This is a genomic window from Streptomyces laurentii, assembly GCF_040635425.1.
GTDB classification, from domain to species: Bacteria; Actinomycetota; Actinomycetes; order Streptomycetales; family Streptomycetaceae; genus Streptomyces; species Streptomyces laurentii.
Map to the genome: position 1 here is coordinate 1 of NZ_JBEYHT010000025.1, position 17,900 is coordinate 17,900.

General features: G+C 72.3%; 15 protein-coding genes and 1 pseudogene. 6 read left to right on the forward strand and 10 right to left on the reverse strand.

Annotation, left to right across the window (positions count from 1 at the left end; all coding sequences use genetic code 11):
• Window positions 1–121: 121 nt before the first annotated feature.
• Entirely contained in the window at window positions 122–1,921 is a 1,800-nt protein-coding gene (locus ABZ693_RS17545) for an ABC transporter permease/substrate binding protein (protein ID WP_359877635.1), read from the reverse strand.
• On the reverse strand, window positions 1,914–3,107 hold the full coding sequence (locus tag ABZ693_RS17550) for a quaternary amine ABC transporter ATP-binding protein (RefSeq protein WP_359877638.1): 1,194 nt from the start codon (window positions 3,105–3,107) through the stop codon (window positions 1,914–1,916). The genes ABZ693_RS17545 and ABZ693_RS17550 overlap by 8 nt, the downstream gene beginning before the upstream one ends.
• Window positions 3,108–3,364: 257 nt before the next feature.
• Between ABZ693_RS17550 and ABZ693_RS17555 the strand changes: the two genes are divergently transcribed.
• Window positions 3,365–4,273, forward strand: coding sequence for a 5'-3' exonuclease (locus ABZ693_RS17555; RefSeq protein WP_359877835.1), 909 nt, complete (start codon window positions 3,365–3,367; stop codon window positions 4,271–4,273).
• Window positions 4,274–4,396: 123 nt separating this feature from the next.
• On the forward strand, window positions 4,397–5,245 hold the full coding sequence (locus tag ABZ693_RS17560) for a siderophore-interacting protein (protein WP_359877641.1): 849 nt from the start codon (window positions 4,397–4,399) through the stop codon (window positions 5,243–5,245).
• Between the two features lie 243 nt (window positions 5,246–5,488).
• Here the strand turns inward: ABZ693_RS17560 and ABZ693_RS17565 are convergent, their stop codons facing one another.
• Entirely contained in the window at window positions 5,489–6,133 is a 645-nt protein-coding gene (locus ABZ693_RS17565) for a MerR family transcriptional regulator (protein ID WP_359877642.1), read from the reverse strand.
• Between the two features lie 221 nt (window positions 6,134–6,354).
• On the opposite strand from ABZ693_RS17565, the gene ABZ693_RS17570 reads away from it, so the two are divergent.
• The gene (locus ABZ693_RS17570) at window positions 6,355–7,269 is read left to right on the forward strand and encodes a hypothetical protein (protein ID WP_359877838.1); all 915 of its coding nucleotides are present in this window, start codon (window positions 6,355–6,357) and stop codon (window positions 7,267–7,269) included.
• A 301-nt stretch (window positions 7,270–7,570) separates the two neighbouring features.
• On the opposite strand, the gene ABZ693_RS17575 is transcribed toward ABZ693_RS17570, so the two are convergent.
• Window positions 7,571–8,746: a hypothetical protein gene (locus tag ABZ693_RS17575; protein ID WP_359877645.1), complete on the reverse strand. Its 1,176-nt coding sequence runs from the start codon at window positions 8,744–8,746 to the stop codon at window positions 7,571–7,573.
• A 281-nt stretch (window positions 8,747–9,027) separates the two neighbouring features.
• Here ABZ693_RS17575 and ABZ693_RS17580 point away from each other — a divergent pair, with 281 nt between their 5' ends.
• The 3 genes and pseudogenes from ABZ693_RS17580 to ABZ693_RS17590 all read left to right on the forward strand — a co-directional run.
• The gene (locus tag ABZ693_RS17580; protein WP_359877647.1) at window positions 9,028–9,936 is read left to right on the forward strand and encodes an ADP-ribosylglycohydrolase family protein; all 909 of its coding nucleotides are present in this window, start codon (window positions 9,028–9,030) and stop codon (window positions 9,934–9,936) included.
• 80 nt (window positions 9,937–10,016) lie between these two features.
• Window positions 10,017–10,175: a hypothetical protein gene (locus tag ABZ693_RS17585; protein WP_359877650.1), complete on the forward strand. Its 159-nt coding sequence runs from the start codon at window positions 10,017–10,019 to the stop codon at window positions 10,173–10,175.
• 18 nt (window positions 10,176–10,193) lie between these two features.
• Window positions 10,194–10,505 (forward strand): annotated as a pseudogene (locus tag ABZ693_RS17590) (DUF6882 domain-containing protein); the annotation flags it as partial.
• Between the two features lie 61 nt (window positions 10,506–10,566).
• Here ABZ693_RS17590 and ABZ693_RS17595 read toward each other — a convergent pair.
• The 6 genes from ABZ693_RS17595 to ABZ693_RS17620 form a co-directional block, all read right to left on the reverse strand.
• Window positions 10,567–11,955 carry a cytochrome P450 gene (locus ABZ693_RS17595; protein ID WP_435842453.1) on the reverse strand — a complete coding sequence of 463 codons (1,389 nt, stop codon included), beginning with the start codon at window positions 11,953–11,955 and terminating at the stop codon, window positions 10,567–10,569.
• A gap of 250 nt (window positions 11,956–12,205) precedes the next feature.
• Window positions 12,206–15,034, reverse strand: a complete 2,829-nt coding sequence (locus tag ABZ693_RS17600) for a DEAD/DEAH box helicase (RefSeq protein WP_359877653.1) — start codon at window positions 15,032–15,034, stop codon at window positions 12,206–12,208.
• 92 nt (window positions 15,035–15,126) lie between these two features.
• Window positions 15,127–16,101 (reverse strand): diacylglycerol kinase, encoded by a 975-nt coding sequence (locus tag ABZ693_RS17605; RefSeq protein ID WP_359877655.1) that lies wholly within the window; start codon window positions 16,099–16,101, stop codon window positions 15,127–15,129.
• A 38-nt stretch (window positions 16,102–16,139) separates the two neighbouring features.
• Complete coding sequence (gene tatC, locus ABZ693_RS17610; protein ID WP_494485952.1) at window positions 16,140–17,087, reverse strand: twin-arginine translocase subunit TatC; 948 nt, start codon at window positions 17,085–17,087, stop codon at window positions 16,140–16,142.
• Between the two features lie 64 nt (window positions 17,088–17,151).
• A complete protein-coding gene (gene tatA / locus ABZ693_RS17615; RefSeq protein WP_359877658.1) occupies window positions 17,152–17,436 on the reverse strand; it encodes a Sec-independent protein translocase subunit TatA in 285 nt (94 codons plus the stop codon).
• 175 nt (window positions 17,437–17,611) lie between these two features.
• A complete protein-coding gene (locus ABZ693_RS17620; RefSeq protein ID WP_359877661.1) occupies window positions 17,612–17,809 on the reverse strand; it encodes a hypothetical protein in 198 nt (65 codons plus the stop codon).
• Window positions 17,810–17,900: the final 91 nt, after the last annotated feature.

The following is a 17,900-nucleotide window of genomic DNA, read 5'->3' on the forward strand; positions in this document are numbered from 1 at the left end:
GTTCACTCCTCCCGGTCGCGGCTGTTCGCGCGCGTCAGGCCCCGGCCGAACTCGATCATCTTGCGGGGTTCGGTGGCCGCCCCTTTCGGCCGGGTGACGCCCGGTTACCGCTTCCCCGGTGCTACTGCGGGGTGAGCCGCTCCACGACGCCCGGGTTCTGGTCGAGCCAGGTGCGGACGGCGTCCTGCTCCTTGCCCTTGCCGGTCTCCTGGATGACGGCCTCCAGGCCGGTCAGCTCCTTCTCGCTGAGCTTGAAGTCCTTCACCCAGCGGCCGACCTCGGGGTTGTCGGCGGTGAAGCCCTTGCGGGCGATGGAGTGGACACCGTCGCCGGCGCCCCAGGTGCCCTTCGGGTCCTTGAGCTTCTTCAGGTCGAAGTCCGAGTAGGCCCAGTGCGGCGACCAGAGGGTGACCGCGATCGGCTCCTTCTTGGCATAGGCGCGCTTGAGCTCGGCCAGCATGCCGGGCGTGGAGCCGTCGACGACCTTGTACTCGCCGTCCAGGCCGTACTCCTTGAGCACCTTGTCCTTGAGGATGCCCATCATGCCCGCGCTCGGCTCGATGCCGACGATCCGGCCCTTGAACTGCCCGGCCTTGCCCTTGAGGTCGGCGAGGGAGTTCACGTCCTTCACGTAAGAGGGGACGGTCAGCTCCAGGGAGGTCGGCCCGTACCAGGAACCGAGGTCCTCCAGCTTGTTCCCGTACTTCTTCAGGTACTGGGCGTGGGTGACGGGCAGCCACGCGTCGGTCTGGAGGTCGACCTGGCCGCCGGCGAGACCGGTGTACAGGGCGCCCACCTCCAGCTGGCTGACGGCGACCTCGTACCCGCGGCGCTCCAGGAGCTCCTTCCAGAGGTACGTCGAGGCGATGCCCTCGTCCCACGGGATGTAGCCGAGGGTGATCTTCTTGCCGTTCCCGCTGCCCTTGGCGGACGAGGACGAGGCGCCGGAGCCGAAGAAGCCCATGCCGCCGGCGACGAGCGCCAGGATCACGACGCCCACGAGCGCGGTGACGGGCTGCGGGCGGTGCGCCCAGATCTTCGCGCCGGCGCGGCTCGCGCGGGCGGCGTGCGCCTTGGCGGCGGCGCGGCGGCCGAGCGGGGAGACCTGGCGGCCGAGGGCGCCGGTCATCCGGTCCAGGTACATGGCGAGGATGACGATGGAGATGCCGGCCTCGAAGCCGAGGCCGATGTCGACGTTGCCGATGGCTCGGTAGACGGCGCCGCCGAGCCCGCCGCCGCCGACCATGCCGGCGATGACGACCATGGACAGACCGAGCATGATCACCTGGTTGACGCCCGCCATGATGGTCGGCAGGGCGAGCGGCAGCTGGACGCGCAGCAGGGTGTTGCGCGGAGTGGTGCCGAACGCCTCGGCGGCCTCGACGAGTTCGCCGTCGACCTGCCGGATGCCGAGCTCGGTCATGCGGACGCCGGGCGGCAGGGCGAAGACGATGGTCGCGATGATGCCGGGGACCACACCGACGCCGAAGAAGATGATGCCGGGGATCAGGTAGACCATCGCCGGCATGGTCTGCATGAAGTCCAGGACCGGGCGCAGCACGGTGCTGACGGCCTTGGAACGGGACGCCCAGATGCCGAGCGGTACGGCGATCACGAGCGTGACGAGGGTGGCGACCAGCACCAGGGAGAGGGTCGACATCGCCTCGTCCCACAGGTCGATCGAGTCGACGAGCGCGAAACCGGCGAAGGCGAGGACACCGGCGGTCAGGCCGCGCAGCCACCAGGCGACGACGGCGAGGATGCCGGCGAAGAGCAGCGGCTGGGGCGCGGACAGGACCGCGTCGATGCCGTCGTAGAGGCCGGTGACGCCGGTGCTGATGGCGTCGAAGAGCCAGGACAGCTGGGCCTGGAGCCAGTCGACGGTGCTGTCGACCCACTGGCCGAGGGGAAGCCTAGGCATGGGTGGTCACCTCCGGGCCGGTGGCCGGCGCAGCCGTGGCGGCGGCCGCCTTGGAGACGGAGCCGGCCGTGGCCTTCTTGGCGGCAGGCGTCGTGGTAGCGGGCGTCTTCGCGGCGGGCTGCTCCAGGGACGCGGCGGACTCGGCGGTCAGGCTGCCCATGGCGGCGAGCAGCTTCTCCTGCGGTACGACGCCGAGGACGGAGCCGTCCTCGTCCTTGACCGCCACCGGGTGCGGGGCGCGCGCGGAGATCGCGCACAGCTCGGCCAGCAGCATGTCGGGGCCGACGGCCTGGCAGGCGCAGTCGGCCGGGCAGTCGGCCGCGGGCACGGTGCCGTCGGTCATGACGGCGGCGGCGGTGAGCACCCGGGTGCGGTCGACGTCCTGGATGAAGGAGGCGACGTAGTCGTTGGCGGGGCGGACCAGGATGTCCTCGGCGGTGCCGAGCTGGACGATCCGGCCGTCGCGCATGACGGCGATACGGTCGCCGAGGCGCATGGCCTCGTTGAGGTCGTGGGTGATGAAGACGATGGTCTTCTTCAGCTTGCGCTGGAGCACCAGCAGCTGGTCCTGCATGTCGCGGCGGATCAGCGGGTCGAGCGCGCTGAAGGACTCGTCCATCAGGAGCAGGTCGGCGTCGGTGGCGAGGGCGCGGGCCAGGCCGACGCGCTGCTGCATGCCGCCGGACAGCTCGTCGGGCCAGGACTTCTCCCAGCCGGCGAGCCCGCACAGCTCCAGCGCCTCGGCGGCGCGCTTCTCGCGCTCGGCGCGCCCGACGCCCTGGACCTCCAGGCCGTAGGCGGCGTTCTCGAGGACGCTGCGGTGCGGGAAGAGGGCGAAGTGCTGGAAGACCATGCTGATCTTCGTGGAGCGGACGGCACGCAGCTCGCGGGGGGAGAGCGCCGTCAGGTCGCGGCCGTCGAAGAGGACGCGGCCGGCGGTGGGGGGCAGCAGGCCGTTCAGCATCCGCAGGAGCGTGGACTTGCCGGATCCGGACAGGCCCATGACGACGAAGATCTGGCCGGGGTCGACGGTGAACGACGCGTCGATCACGGCGGCCGTCGTACCGGCGGAGCGCAGGGCTTCGCGGTCGACCGATTCGCCGCCGACGGCGGCGAGCTCGCGGACGGCTTCGTCGGGTCGTCTGCCGAACACCTTGAACAGATGGTCGGCCTGGAGCCTGGACACATACACCTCACGGGTAGCAACGAAAACGGCCCGCCACCCCCGCAGCCGGGCCGTGGAGCGGGGCGGGATCCGCCCGCTTCACCCGTCGCGTACGGGGATTCTCGCGCGGTTCACACCGTCGAATCCCGTACCGGGTCCGCTCCGGGCTCGCGCCTGCCCGGGTCCCCGTGGCGCAAACCGAATGGTGACCGGCGTCACTCCAGGTGGCGGGTGGTGTCGGTGGGGTGCGGCATGATCGGGGGGTGACGCGACGCCTGATGCTCCTCGACACCGCCAGCCTCTACTTCCGCGCGTACTTCGGCGTTCCGGACTCGGTCCGGGCGCCGGACGGGACCCCCGTGAACGCGGTGCGCGGGCTGCTCGACTTCATCACCCGCCTGGTCCAGGACCACCGGCCGGACGACCTGGTGGCCTGCTGGGACGACGACTGGCGGCCGCAGTGGCGGGTGGACCTCATCCCCTCGTACAAGGCGCACCGGGTGGCCGAGGTGACGGAGCCGGGCCGGCCGGACGAGGAGAAGATCCCGGACACGCTGGGGCCGCAGGTGCCGGTGATCGTGGACGTGCTCGACGCGCTGGGCATCGCCCGGGTCGGCGCGGCCGGCTTTGAGGCGGACGACGTGATCGGCACCCTCTCCTCGCGGGCGGCGGGCCCGGTGGACATCGTGACCGGCGACCGCGACCTGTTCCAGCTGGTCGACGACGGGCGCGGGGTGCGGGTGCTGTACCCGCGCAAGGGCGTCGGGGACTGCGATCTGGTGGACGAGGAGCTGATCCGTACGAAGTACGGGGTGCGGGCCGACCAGTACGCGGACTTCGCGGCGCTGCGCGGGGACGCCAGCGACGGGCTGCCGGGCGTCAAGGGCATCGGCGAGAAGACGGCGGCGCAGCTGATCACGGAGTACGGGGATCTGGCGGGGGTCCGCGCGGCGGCGGCCGACCGGACCTCGCGGCTCACCCCGGCGAAGCGGCGGGGCGTCGTGGAGGCGGCGGAGTACCTGGACGTCGCCCCGACGGTGGTCCGGGTGGCACGGGACGTGCCCCTGCCGGAGTTCTCGCCCACCCTGCCGGCGGCGCCGCGAGACCCGGAAGCGCTCATGGGTCTGGTGGAGCGGTGGGGGCTCGGCGGGGCGGTGGGGCGGATGCTGCCGGTCCTGGAGCGCTGAGGGGCCTGTTACGGACGCGCGCCGGGATGTTAGCTTAGGTAATCCTAAGTTCTGTTCCGAGGGCGCGTCGGCTCCCCCGGAGGCAGGATCTCGACCGCATGGATCCGAAACGGGGAGACCACCGTGGCCCAGCAGCCCGCCGCCCAGCCCGCCCGCAAGGCGCCGCAGGCACACGAGGCCCGAGTGGTGCGCACGGAGCGGATCACCCCGCACATGATGCGCGTGATACTCGGCGGCCCCGGCCTCGACGCCTTCACGCTCGGCGACTTCACCGACCACTACGTGAAGCTGCTGTTCGCGCCGGAGGGCGTGACGTATCCGGAGCCGTTCGACATGGAGCGGATCCGCGCGGAGTTCCCGCGCGCCGAGTGGCCGGCGACCCGGACGTACACCGTACGGGCCTGGGATCCGGTGCACCGGGAGCTGACCGTCGACTTCGTGGTGCACGGCGACGAGGGCCTGGCCGGGCCGTGGGCGGCGCGAGCCCAGGCCGGGGACACCATCCGTTTCCTCGGCCCGGGCGGCGGCTACGCCCCGGACGAGGCCGCCGACTGGCATCTCCTCGTCGGTGACGAGAGTGCCCTGCCGGCGATCGCGGCGGCGCTGGAACGGCTGCCGGAGGGCGCGGTGGCGCACGCGTTCCTGGAGGTGGCGGACGTCGCCGAGGAGCAGAAGTTCCGTACGCCCGCCGGGGTCGACGTCACCTGGCTGCACCGCGGCGACCGCCCGGTGGGCGAGGCCCTGACCGAGGCGGTGCGCGCCCTGGACTTCCCGGCGGGCGACGTCCACGCCTTCGTGCACGGCGAGGCCGGTTTCGTGAAGGAGCTGCGCCGCCATCTGCGGCTGGACCGCTGCGTGCCGCGCGAGCGGCTGTCGATCTCGGGCTACTGGCGGCTCGGCAAGACGGACGAGGCGTGGCGCGCGGTCAAGCGGGAGTGGAACGCGCAGGTGGAGCGCGAGCAGGAGGGCTGACACTCCCCGTTCATACCTGCCCGAGGGGGCGGAGGCCGACCGGTCTCCGCCCCTTCGGGCGTTTCCCGGGGGCGGCGGCTCCGCGATCCGTGCCGTACAGCCGGTCTCGGGGCCGGCGGCTCAGCGTTCCGTGCCGTACAGCCGGTCTCGGGGCCGGCGGCTCAGCGTTCCGTGCCGTACAGCCGGTCTCGGGGCCGGCGGCTCAGCGTTCCGTGCCGTACAGCCGGTCTTGGGTCCGGCTGCTCAGCGTTCCGTGCCGTACAGCCGGTCCGAGGCGTCGACCTGGGCGAGCCGGCGCAGTGCGGCGAAGACCGCGTCGCCGAGGACGGTGCCGACGACCACGCTCTCGACCAGGTCCTCGCGCGCCACGTTGCGGGCCACGTAGTCCAGGTCCGCGCGGGCCACGCCTTCGGCGGCGTCCGCGTAGTCGTCGAGGACCTCGATGAAGGAACCGTGGCCTACGTCCTCCAGGGCGGCGAGGGCAACCGCGAGGGCCTCGCCGGCCGGGGACAGCGGGTGACTGCGCCAGCCGCGGCGGGCGATCAGCTCGGCGACGGCCTTCCGGGCGGCCGCGCGGCTGTCTTCCGTCTGCCCGCCGGCGGCACCGTCATAGCTCGGGGCCACGCGCTGCGCCGCGGTGCCGAGCATCTCGTGCAGGGGGAGTTCGGGATCGTCGATGGCGACGATGACCTCGCGGATGGCCGCCACGGACAGACCGCCGACGTCGAGCAGGGCGCGGATGAGGCGGAGCCGCCGGATGTGCGTCTCCTCGTACGAGGCCTGGTTCGGGCTCGTCAACTGCCCCGCGGGCAGCAGCCCTTCCCGGACGTAGTACTTGATCGTCGGCACGGACACCCCGGTCCTGCGACTCAACTCTCCGATACGCACCGCGCGTTCACCTTTCCCGTCGTGCTCCGGCCTTGCCGACCGCCTCCTCATCATAGATAGTGGCTCTATCAGATAGCAGGAAGTGCCACTATCCGTTTCTGCCGCTGTGCGCTGCGCGCCGCGCGCGCCCCACATGCCACGCATCCCTCGGGGGGACTCCCATGACCTCGGCACCGCAACTCCGCACACTCCACCGGCCCCTGGTCTGGTTCGCCGCGTCAATGGCCGCCCTCGCACTCGTCTGCGTCGGCGGACTCGCGCTGGACGACCGGGTCCTGGTCGGCGTGCCGATCTGGGCCAAGCCGCTGAAGTTCGCGCTCTCGTTCATCGCCTACGGCCTCACGCTGGCCTGGATGCTCTCGCTGCTGCCCGGCACCCGGGCCCGCCGGGTCGGCTGGTGGGCCGGCACCGTGCTCACCGTCACGTCCGCCGCCGAGATGGTCATCATCACCGGCCAGGTGATCCGCGGCCGGCAGAGCCACTTCAACGTCGGGACACCCTTCGACGCGGCCCTCTTCCAGGCCATGGGCGCCACCGTCGCCGTGCTCTGGCTGGCCGCGCTGGTCATCGCCGTCCTGCTGCTGCGCGCCCGGATCCTGGACCGCGCCACCGCCTGGGCCGTACGGCTCTCCTCCCTCATCGCGCTCGCCGGCGCGGCCATCGGCTTCGTGATGACCCAGCCCACGGCCGGCCAACGCGCCCAGGACAAGCCGGGGATCACCGGCGCGCACAGTGTCGGCGTGACCGACGGCGGGCCCGGCCTGCCGCTGATCGGCTGGTCCACCACCGGCGGCGACCTGCGCGTCGCCCACTTCTTCGGGATGCACGCGCTCCAGCTGATCCCGCTGCTCCTGCTCGCCCTGGCCGCGCTCGCCCCACGCTTCGCCCGGCTCGCCGACGACCGGGTCCGACTGCGGCTCGTCCTGGTCGCCTCCGGCGCGTACGCCGCCGTGTTCGCCGTGGTCGCCTGGCAGGCGCTGCGCGGGCAGCCGCTCCTCTCCCCCGACGCCGCGACCCTGGCCGCGGCCGGCGCGATCGCCGTCGCCACCGCCCTCGGCACGGCCCTCGCCCTGCGCCTCCCGCGCGCGAGGCCCGGCACGCCGGCCCGCAGGACCCGCGAGCCCCAGGCCGCCTGACGTCGACGGAGAGACGAAGGGGCGGAGGCCGGCCGGCCTCCGCCCCTTCGTCATCCCGCGGGTGCGGGTCCGCTTCGACTTACCTACCGAGAAAGTCAGCGCCAGCTTTCCCAGGAAAGTCGAAGCGGGGCGGTCCTGCTTGATCCGGTCCGGCGCGCCCCGGCGATCCCTCCACGTTTCAAAGAGGCGAGGGCATGACCACACCCACACCGGTGGACGCCGAGCGGGCCTGGCAGTCTCTCCAGCTGGTTCCTCACCGGCGGCACGATCCTGCTCACCGGCCACGGTGCCGCTGACGGGTCTACGACACGCGCATCTTCCCCAGGAGGTGCAGCGCTTCCCTGAAATCGTCGAGGGCGGGGGCGTATTCCCGGGCGACGACCCGGTACGCCGCCCGGTCGACGAGCCGGTCGGCCAGGACCCGCGTCCCGTCCGCCGACTGGTGCCGGTGCAGCCGGCGGGCCAGCTCCACCCCCTCGTCGAACAGGGAGCACACGCGCTCCGGCAAGCGGTACCAGCGGTTCCCCGCCAGCACCGCGGAGCGGATGGTGAGCGTGTGGTGGACCCGGACCAGTTCGGCCAGGAACCGGTCCGGATCCTCGGCGGCCCGCGGCGTGAGGACGTCCCTCTCCTCACGCAGGGGGTCCAGGCTGTCGGCGTAGTGCCGCCGGGCGTCGGCGGACCAGTCCTGGTGGCGCGCACCCGCCGCGGGGCGTGGCGCGGCGCGGGTCGCCCGCTCGCCGTCCACACGGGAACACGACTGCAGGACCGCCCAGTACGCCACCTGACGGTCATCGTTCCAGCCCGTGCGCTCGCCGGTGGCGGCCAGCTCCATGAACACGGCCAGCGCCTCCTGCCATGCGGCGGCGGCCCGCTCGTCCCGCTCGCGGGCGTCGAGCATCCGCGCGTGGCCGATCAGCGTATGGAGGTGGTCGCCGAGCGACACATCGCCCTGCCCGCCCCCGGCCCGTTGCACATCGACGAGCTCCCCGTACGCGGCGAGTGCCTCACCGGACCGGCCGGCGGCGTCGAGCGCGCCGATCCACTGCACGAACCCCGCCGCGAGCTCCCCGTATCGAAGCCCGTCCGGCCGAATCGCCGCGACCCACTCGGCCATGGCCTCGGCGGCCTCGGCGTGCCGTCCCTCCTCGGCGACACCGGCGGCCCACAGGGGCAGCCCCCCGACCCGGCTGCTTCCGGTCCGCTTCGCCTTCGCCCGGTCCATGGCCAGCATCTCGGCGCGCAGCGCGAGTCCTTCCGCGCGTCGCCCCAGTGCGAACAGAGGCCGCTGGGCGTAGGCGAGCGACGTGTGCACGAGGTCTTCCCGGGCGGGCTCGGCCGGATCCACGGCACGGGCCGCCGCCAGCGCCTCCTCGCACAGCGTCCACTGGATCTCGGGCCGGTCCCTGAACCGGTCGTCGAAACCGAGGTGCTGCAGGGCCCGGACCAGCTTGGGCAGATAGGCCTTGGGACTCACCTGAGCAAGTACCCGATAGGCGTCGACTTCCTCGCGTACGGTGCGGCGCCCCGAGGCCAGAAGTGCCACCCGGGCCCGGAGAACTGCGTCCTGATCGAATTTCCCCCACGCATTCATGACGGCGATTCTGAGTGCCGCCGACAGGGCCCAACAACCGTCCTGAGCTGTGCCGTTCGTCCTACGAAAAATCCCTTTGACCTGTCATGATGGATCTGGCATCACTTTTCGCGGGAGGACGGGACAACCGATTGTCCGTCCGGCGCGAAACGAGGTCGCTTTCCATGCGTTTCGAGGACAGGGCCGTCGGTGCCGTACTGGGTTCCGCCGTCGGAGACGCGCTGGGGGCGCCGTTCGAATTCGGGCTCCCGGGGGTGTTCCGGGAGCGGTTCCCGGACGGGGCCGGCGAGATGTGCGGGGGCGGCGGCTGGGATCCGGGCGAGGCGACGGACGACACACAGATGGCTGTCCTGGTCGGCGCGTCGCTCGTCGAGCGCGACGGGCTCGACCTGCCCGACATCTTCGACCGGTTCCGGCGCTGGGCCGCCGCCGAACCGAAGGACATCGGCCTGCAGACCGAGGCCGTGCTGCTCGGCGGGGATCCCTGGGACACCGCCGCGGCACGGCACTTCGAGGGCACCATGCACGCGGCGGGCAACGGTTCGCTGATGCGCGCCGCCACCTCCGCCGTGCACTTCGCCGCCGCGGGGCGCACCGCCACCATGACCGCCGCCCGGCACCTCGCCGCGCTCACCCACGGGGACCCCGCCACGTGGGAGGGCACGGCGGTGCTCCACGAACTGGTCCGCGTGGCCCTGCTCGGCGACGACCCGCTCGCCGCCGTACCCGCCACGCTCGCCGAAGTCGCCGCGCCGCACCGGGAGCGGTGGGCGGCGGTCCTCGCGCCGGACTGGCGGCCCGAGGACGCCACCGAGTTCAACGGCGCCGTCTGGCCCTGCCTCGGCTCCGCCCTCTGGGCACTGCGCACCACCGCCTCGTACACGTCGGCGCTCGCCGCCGCGATCGACCTGGGCGGCGACACCGACACGGTCGCCGCCGTCACCGGCATGCTGGCGGGCGCGGTCCACGGCCCCGCCCGCTGGACGGACCCGCTGCACGTCCCGCTGCCGGGGTTCGGCAATCGCGTGCTCCGCGCCGCCGACCTGCGCGACCTCGCCCTGGCCCTGCTCTGACCCGGCCCGAACCCGCCCCCGCGTCAAGGCGTCCCGTGCGTGCCAGGATCTCGCCGACCGTACGCACACGAGGAGGCACCGTGGACGGCCGTTCACCGCACGACCACGCCGACTGGGAGGAGGTCGTGTCCTCGGCTCGCGAGCGGGCCCGCTCGCGGCAGGCCCTCACGGTCGAGCGCAACGGCCTGTCGGGGGATGTCCGGTACCACTGGTCGCTCGACGACGCACGGATGACCTGATCCCGTGGAGGGGAGCCGTTCCTGACGGGACGGCTCACGATGATCGGCAGCGTGAGCCTGTCCCAGCGGACCTGGCTGTGGTCCTGGGCCAACGAGTCACTTCCGTCAGCGGCCTTGGGCGACATCGCGCGGGTACGCCGGTTCGGCGAGGCGCACGACTTTCCGGAGCTGCCCTGGCCGGGCTTCGGCTACCTGCCCGAACTCGTCGCCGAAGCACGGATGGTCGCGGCCTCGGTCCTCGACGCCGACGGACTCTGGTCGGAGTCCACCGACGACGGGGAACCGCACTTCCTGCTCCACGACCTGAAGCCGGTCACCGACGCCGCATGACGGGGGCGTGACGGCCCCGGCGCTGATCCGTCGGCCCCACCCCGGGCTTTCCGGACACGGCCTACCGCTTGCGCACCGTGGCCAGGACCTCGCGGTCGGGCTGGAGCGTCAGGCTCGGCACCGGGCGTATCTCGCCGGGGTCGAGGTCGAGCCGGAAGCGGCGGGCGATCACCGCCAGCACGAGGACGGCCTCGACCATCGCGAAGCGGGTGCCGAGGCAGACCCGCGGGCCGCCGCCGAAGGGGAACCAGGCGTACTCGGGTATGTCCTCGGCCGGGGTGCCGTCGGCCTGGGCGAGCCACCGCTCGGGACGGAACTCCAGCGGGTCCCGGTACCAGCGGCCGTCGCGGTGGGTGGCCCACTGGCTGCTCCAGACCCGGGTGCCGGGGCGCACCGGCGCGCCGCCCAGGGTGGCGCCCTCCTTCGCGATCGCGGTGGTCAGCCAGATCGCGGGATAGAGACGCAGGGTCTCCTTCACCACGGCCTGGGTGTAGGCGAGTTCGGTGAAGTCGTCGAAGCCGGGGTCCCGGTCGCCGAGCACCCGGTCGAGCTCCTCGCCCAGCGCGTCGGCGACCCGCGGGTTGTGTGCCAGCAGGTACCACGCCCACAGCAGGGTGGAGCTGGTGGTCTCGTGGCCGCCGACGTAGAGGGTGACGGTCTCGTCGCGGATCTCCCGGTCGGAGAGCGGCGCGCCGGTCTCGTCCCGGGCCGCGAGCAGCCGGCTGAGCAGGTCGGGGCGCTCGGTGTCGCCGCCCCGGTGGCGGGCGACGACCCGGGCGACCTCGTTGTCGATGACGGCCACGGCCCGCTTGATCCGGGCCCGCCCCCGCGTGGGGACCCAGTCGGGCAGGATCCCGCCGAGACCGCTGAACTCGTCGCCGATCTCCCGCTGGGCGACGTCCATGGCCTGGCCGATGGCCTCGACGTCGGCGGCGGTATCGGTGCCGAAGATGGTGCGGACGGCGATCAGCTGCGTGAGCCCGGTCATCTCCCGCTTGACGTCGACCCGTTGTCCGTCGGTCCACCGCTCGGCGAGGGCGATGGCGCACTCGGCCATGGTGGCCGCGTAGGACTTGACCTGCCGGGGCCGCACGGACGGCTGCACCAGGGAGCGCTTGCGCCGCCAGTCCGCGCCCTTGGCGACCACCACCCCGTCACCGAGCAGGCTGCGTACGGCAATGCCGAGGTCGGGCTGGTCGAAGGTCCGCTCGACCTCGGTGAGCAGTTCGCCGACGGTCTCCGGGTGGGCGATGAACAGCATCTCGCTCGGACCGAACCGCCAGCGGACGAAGTCCCCGCGCCCCCGCAGCTGTTCGAAGAAGGCGAGCGGGTCCTTGCCGAACTCCGGCATGTTCCCGAGCACCGGGACCCCGCGCGGTCCCGGCACCCTCCTTCGTCCGTCCGCCTCCCTGGCCTCGGCATCGGCGGGCGGACCGGCGTGCGTGGTCACAGGCGTTTCCTTCCACGGGAGTTGCCCCACAGGGCCCGGTGGTGCGTACGCGACCATGGAAGCCGACGGACCCGACACCACGCCAGCCCTGTGGACAACCGGCTGTGGAAAACTCGCCGGCACTCCCCCGCCGACATCCGTCCGGGCATGTCGCCGAACCTGGCCGGAAAACCGTCGGGCCCGGCCAGGCGTCCATCCGCCCCGGCCGGGCCCGTCAGCGCACTGCTCAGTGCGTCTCTCAGCGCATCGCTCAGCCCACCGAGCTGTACGCCACCACGCCCCTCAGCAGCGCGTCCACGGCCTTGCGCGCGTTCTTCGGCACGGTGCTGCCCTCCCTGGGCGCGGCCGCGGCGATCTGCCCGAGCACGTCGATGACCTGCTTGCACCAGCGGACGAAGTCGCCGGCCGGCATCTCGGCCTCGCGCAGCACCTCGTCGAGCCCCTTGTCGGAGGCCCACTGGTACACGGCCCAGGCGAAGCCCAGGTCGGGCTCGCGCTGTCCGACGCCCTCGGCCTGGTGGAGCCGGAACTCCTCCTCCAGCGCGTCCAGCCGGCCCCAGATCCGCACCATCTCGCCGAGCGCCGCCTTCGACCGGCCGGTCGGCAGCTTCGGCGCCATGGCGTCGTCGGACTGCCGGGCCTCGTAGACGAGCGCGGAGACACAGGCGGCCAGCTCGGCCGGGCTGAGCCCCTCCCACACGCCTTCGCGCAGGCACTCGCTCGCCAGCAGGTCGAGTTCGCCGTAGAGCCGGGCGAGCCGCTTGCCGTTGTCCGTGACCTCGTCGTCGCGCAGATAGTCCAGCTCGGTCAGGAGCGCGACGATCCGGTCGAAGGTTCGGGCGATGGTGTTGGTGCGGCCCTCGATGCGCCGCTCCAGCTGCTTGGTGTCGCGCTGCAGCCGGTGGTAGCGCTCGGCCCAGCGGGCGTGGTCCTCGCGCTCGTCGCAGCCATGGCAGGGGTGCGCGCGGATCTCGGTGCGCAGCCGGGCGATCTGGCGGTCGTCGGCCGCGGCCGAACGCTGCTTGCGGTGCCGCTCGGGGTCGAGGTGACCCGCCTTGGACCGCAGTGCGGAGGCCAGGTCGCGGCGGGACTGCGGCGACTTCGGGTTGAAGGACCGCGGGATCCGCATCCGCTCCAGCGGCTCCACGGGCACCGGGAAGTCGATCGACGCGAGTCGCTTGACCTGCCGCTCGGCCGTCAGCACCAGCGGGCGCGGCCCGTCGTGGTGGTCGAAGCCGCGGTGCCGGTCGGTCCGGCCGGCCGGCACGCCCGGGTCGAGGACCAGCGCGAGACCGGCGAACTTGCCCGTCGGCACGTGGATGACGTCACCGGGCTTCAGCCGCTCCAGCGACGCCGCGGCCTGCGCACGGCGCTGCGCGGCGCCTTGCCGGGCCAGGTCCGTCTCGCGGTCCTTGAGTTCGCGGCGGAGCCGCGCGTACTCCTCGAAATCGCCGAGGTGGCAGGTCATGCCCTCCTTGTAGCCGCTCAGGCCCTCCTCGTTCTTCTGCACCTGGCGGGAGATCCCGACGACCGAGCGGTCGGCCTGGAACTGGGCGAAGGAGGTCTCGAGCAGCTCGCGCGAGCGGTGCCGGCCGAACTGGTCGACGAGGTTGACCGCCATGTTGTACGAGGGCTTGAAGCTGGAGCGCAGCGGATACGTACGGGTGCCGGCGAGTCCGGCGAGGTGGCCGGGGTCCATGCCGCGCTGCCACAGCACCACGGCGTGGCCCTCGACGTCGATGCCGCGCCGCCCGGCCCGCCCGGTGAGCTGGGTGTACTCGCCGGGGGTGATGTCCGCGTGCTGCTCGCCGTTCCACTTGACGAGCTTCTCCAGGACCACCGACCGGGCCGGCATGTTGATGCCGAGGGCCAGCGTCTCGGTGGCGAAGACCGCCTTGACGAGACCGCGGACGAACAGCTCCTCGACGACCTCCTTGAAGGTCGGCAGCATGCCGGCGTGGTGCGCGGCGATGCCCCGCTCCAGGCCTTCGAGCCACTCGTAGTAGCCGAGGACGTGCAGGTCCTCGGTGGGGATGGCGGCGGTGCGCTCCTCGACGATCTCGCGGACCCGCAGGCGGGCCTCCTCGTCGTTGAGCCGCAGGCCCGCGTGGAGGCACTGCTGTACGGCGGCCTCGCAGCCGGCCCGGCTGAAGATGAAGGTGATGGCGGGCAGCAGCCCCTCGGCGTCCAGCCGGTCGATGACCTCGGGCCGGCCCGGCGTCCAGATCCGGGAGCGTGCGCGCCGCTCGCGCTCGCGGTCGGCCTCGCGGACCATCTTGCCGCGCCGCCGCTCGCGCGGGTTGTACGTCCGCGAGTTCTCGGTCCGGGCCAGGCGCAGCAGGTCGGGGTTGACCTCGCGGCGGGAGGAGCCGCGGCCGCCGTGGTCGGTCTCCTCCTCGAAGAGGTCGTACATCCGCCGGCCGGCCAGCACGTGCTGCCACAGCGGCACGGGGCGGCTCTCGGAGACGATGACCTCGGTGTCGCCGCGGACGGTGTCGAGCCAGTCGCCGAACTCCTCGGCGTTCGACACGGTCGCCGAGAGCGACACGAGCGTCACCGACTCGGGGAGGTGGATGATCACTTCCTCCCACACGGCGCCGCGGAAGCGGTCGGAGAGGTAGTGGACCTCGTCCATGACCACGTAGCCGAGGCCGGAGAGCGCCTGCGAGCCCGCGTAGAGCATGTTGCGCAGGACCTCGGTGGTCATGACGATCACCGGGGCGTCGCCGTTGACACTGTTGTCACCGGTGAGCAGGCCGACCTTGTCGTGTCCGTAGCGCTTGACGAGGTCGGTGTACTTCTGGTTGGAGAGCGCCTTGATGGGCGTGGTGTAGAAGCATTTGCGGCCCTGCTGGAGGGCCAGGTGGACGGCGAACTCGCCCACGATGGTCTTGCCGGAGCCCGTGGGCGCGGCGACGAGCACGCCCTTGCCCGCTTCGAGGGCCTGGCATGCCTCGATCTGGAAGGGGTCCAGACCGAAGTCGTACATCTCGCGGAAGGAGGCCAGCGCGGTGGCCTGGTCCGCGGAGCGGGCGCGGGCAGCCGCGTACGCCTCGGCTGGTGTGAGGTCCTCAGTCATCTTGTCAACGAGCCTACCCGCCCCCTCTGACAGTGACGCGATCTTTATGGGGCGGCCTCGGGAGGCCCCGGGCGGACCTGCCGGGCGGGCTGCTACGGGGCGGGCGGGGCCAGGACGCGCAGGGCACCCGGGACGCAGCGGGCGGTGAGCGGGAGGGGGCCCAGCGGCTCGCCGTCGGCGTATCCGGTCACGTCGGGGGCGTCGAGGGTGAGGGCACGGACCCGGTGCAGGGTGACCTTGGGGTGGCTGAGGTGGGTGCCCTTGTAGACGCGCGGGAAGACCTTGATCAGTTCGGTGCGCGGGAGGTCGCCGACGACGATGACGTCGAAGAGCCCGTCGTCCATGACGGCGTCGGCGCATATGCGCATGCCGCCGCCGTAGGAGGTGCCGTTCCCGACGGCGACGAGCGTGGCGTCGACCCTCGTCTCGGTGCCGTCGTCGAGGGTGAGGCGGTACGGGATGGGCCGGAACGAGGCGAGTTCGGCGAGGATCGCGAGGTCGTACTTGAAACGTCCGGCGGGCAGCCGCATCCGGTTGCCGCGGTCGTTGACCCGGGAGTCGAAGCCGGAGGCGAGAACGGTGCCGAACCAGCGCCCGCCGGCCGCACCGGCGGCCTTCTCCCCCGAGCCGTCCTCCTCCGAGCCCCCCTGGTTCCGCTCCCCCAGGCCCTGCTCGACCCGTCCCAGGTCGATCACGCGCCCGCCGTCGCCCTTGAGGACCTCGGCGACGGTCGCGGCGGCCCCGGCCGGATCCCGGACGGGCAGTCCGAGGGAGCGGGCGAAGTCGTTGCCGGTGCCGACGGCGATCACGCCGAGCGGGGTGCCGGTGCCGGCCACCGCCTGCAGCGCCAGGGAGACGACGCCGTCGCCGCCCACGGCCACGAGCGCGTCGGTGCCGGCCGCGACGGCCTCGCGGACGCGCCGCAGCGCGTCGTCGGCGTCGTGGCCGAGGATCGTCCGCACGGAGAAGCCGGCGTCCCGGAGCACGCGAGCGGCCGGCTGCGCGGCGTGCGCGCCCCGGCCGCGCCCCGCTGTGGGATTGACGAAGAGGGTGATGTCGCTGGTCATGGGGTCCCCCCGGATCGGGTCTGAGGGGGGACCCTACATCAGGTGATGTCGTCGTAACCGTTGAGCCGCTGCGACCTGGCTCCGTCCGACTCGCCAGTGGCCTGCTCGGGCAGCACCCGCGCGGCACCCACGGTCTCGACCTCGCCGATCGCCTCGGGGGTCAGGTCCAGCCGGGAGGCCTCGTCGTCGTCGAGAGCGGCATCGGCGTTCTTGCGTCCGCGCCGCCTGTCGTTGAGCAGCGAGAAGCCGACGGCCGCCAGGTAGAGCACGGTGATCGGGCCGGCCAGGGCGAGCATGCCGACCGGGTCGGTGGTCGGGGTGATCACGGCGCCGAAGACGAACACGCCCATGATCACGCCGCGCCACCAGCGGGCCATCCGGCGGCCGCTGAGGACGCCGGTGAGGTTCAGCATCACCAGCACCAGCGGCAGCTCGAAGGCGAGGCCGAAGACGAGCACCATGCGCAGGGTGAAGTCGAGGACGTCACCGAGCGAGAGGATGTTGGCGGATCCCGCGGGCGTGAGGCTGATGAGCACCTGCACGCTGACGGGAAGGATGAGGTACGCGAGGTAGGCGCCGGCCGCGAAGAGCGGGACCGCGGCGCCGACGAAGGCGTATGTGTACTTCTTCTCGTGCTTGTGCAGACCGGGCGCGATGAAGGCCCAGAGCTGGTACAGCCAGACCGGGCTCGCCACGACGAGACCCGTCGTGAGGGAGAGCTGGATGGTCGTGCTGAACGGCGCCATCAGCGTGTTGAAGGACACGATCGCGCAGTTGCCTCCGTCGCTGGTGACACCGGGCCCGCACTTGGGCACCGACCCGGTCAGGAACTGCATCAGCTCCTCGCTGTACACGAGGGCCACGATGGTGACCGCCGCGATGGCCAGCAGGCCCTTCGCCAGGCGGTTCCGAAGCTCACGCAGGTGTTCCACGAGGGGCATACGGCCCTCGGGGTCCTTCTCCTGCTTGCGGGCGGACTTGAGCAACCCACGTCCTCATCTCGTGCGGCAGCCGCCGCGTGACGCGGCGGCTACGGCGGGCCGGGTCAGCTCAGCGCTTGGTGGTGTCGGTGGGCTCGGCCACGGGACGCGCGCTGGTCACGTCGCCGGGCGCGGCCTGGATGGTCCGGGGCACCGCCTGGTCCGCGGGGGTGGCGTGGGGCGGGTCGGCGGGCGCGCTCTGCTGGTCGTCGGACTTCATCGCCTTGGCCTCGCTCTTGAGGATGCGTGCCGACTTGCCCAGCGAACGAGCCATGTCCGGGAGCTTCTTGGCGCCGAAGAGCAGGATGATCACGACAAGGATCAGAATGATCTCGGTGGGGCCGAGCCTACCCATAGCTGTTTACCTTCTTCACCGAGGCGACATTGGAAGTGCGTGCCCGGCGGGCCGGACGGGCGTCCGGCCACCGCGCTGCATGCGATCGTAACCCGCAGGGGTAAACGGGCGGCAATGACTGTGCATACTCGCGATTGCGCCCCGCGCCTGGACACCGCGCGGGACAAGCCCGAAGTCAGCGCAGGGTCTCCCCCGTTCGCGCCAGGTCGGTGGCGGCGCGTTCCAGGTCCTCGGCGGCCTGATGGATGCGCTCTGTGGTGCGGGCCACTTGACGGCCGAGACGCCGCGCCTCCACGAAGACCTTGATGCCGAGGACGCCGAGGACGGCGATGCCGAGGAAGCCGAGAGCGACGGCGAGCATGGGCCAGAACATATGCCGAGCCTAGACGCTGTGCGGGAGCGGGCCGCCGCCGGTGGCCGGCCGCGGCCCGTACAGGTCCATGGGCCGGTCCGTGGGCCGGTCC

Excerpts from the sequence above, each read along its gene's own strand:
- ABZ693_RS17570 (WP_359877838.1), top strand. The coding sequence starts at position 6,355 with ATGGCCGCCCTCGCACTCGTCTGCGTCGGCGGACTCGCGCTGGACGAC.
- ABZ693_RS17545 (WP_359877635.1), bottom strand. The coding sequence starts at position 1,921 with ATGCCTAGGCTTCCCCTCGGCCAGTGGGTCGACAGCACCGTCGACTGG.
- ABZ693_RS17600 (WP_359877653.1), bottom strand. The coding sequence starts at position 15,034 with ATGACTGAGGACCTCACACCAGCCGAGGCGTACGCGGCTGCCCGCGCC.
- ABZ693_RS17605 (WP_359877655.1), bottom strand. The coding sequence starts at position 16,101 with ATGACCAGCGACATCACCCTCTTCGTCAATCCCACAGCGGGGCGCGGC.
- ABZ693_RS17580 (WP_359877647.1), top strand. The coding sequence starts at position 9,028 with ATGCGTTTCGAGGACAGGGCCGTCGGTGCCGTACTGGGTTCCGCCGTC.
- tatA (WP_359877658.1), bottom strand. The coding sequence starts at position 17,436 with ATGGGTAGGCTCGGCCCCACCGAGATCATTCTGATCCTTGTCGTGATC.
- ABZ693_RS17620 (WP_359877661.1), bottom strand. The coding sequence starts at position 17,809 with ATGTTCTGGCCCATGCTCGCCGTCGCTCTCGGCTTCCTCGGCATCGCC.
- ABZ693_RS17555 (WP_359877835.1), top strand. The coding sequence starts at position 3,365 with ATGCTCCTCGACACCGCCAGCCTCTACTTCCGCGCGTACTTCGGCGTT.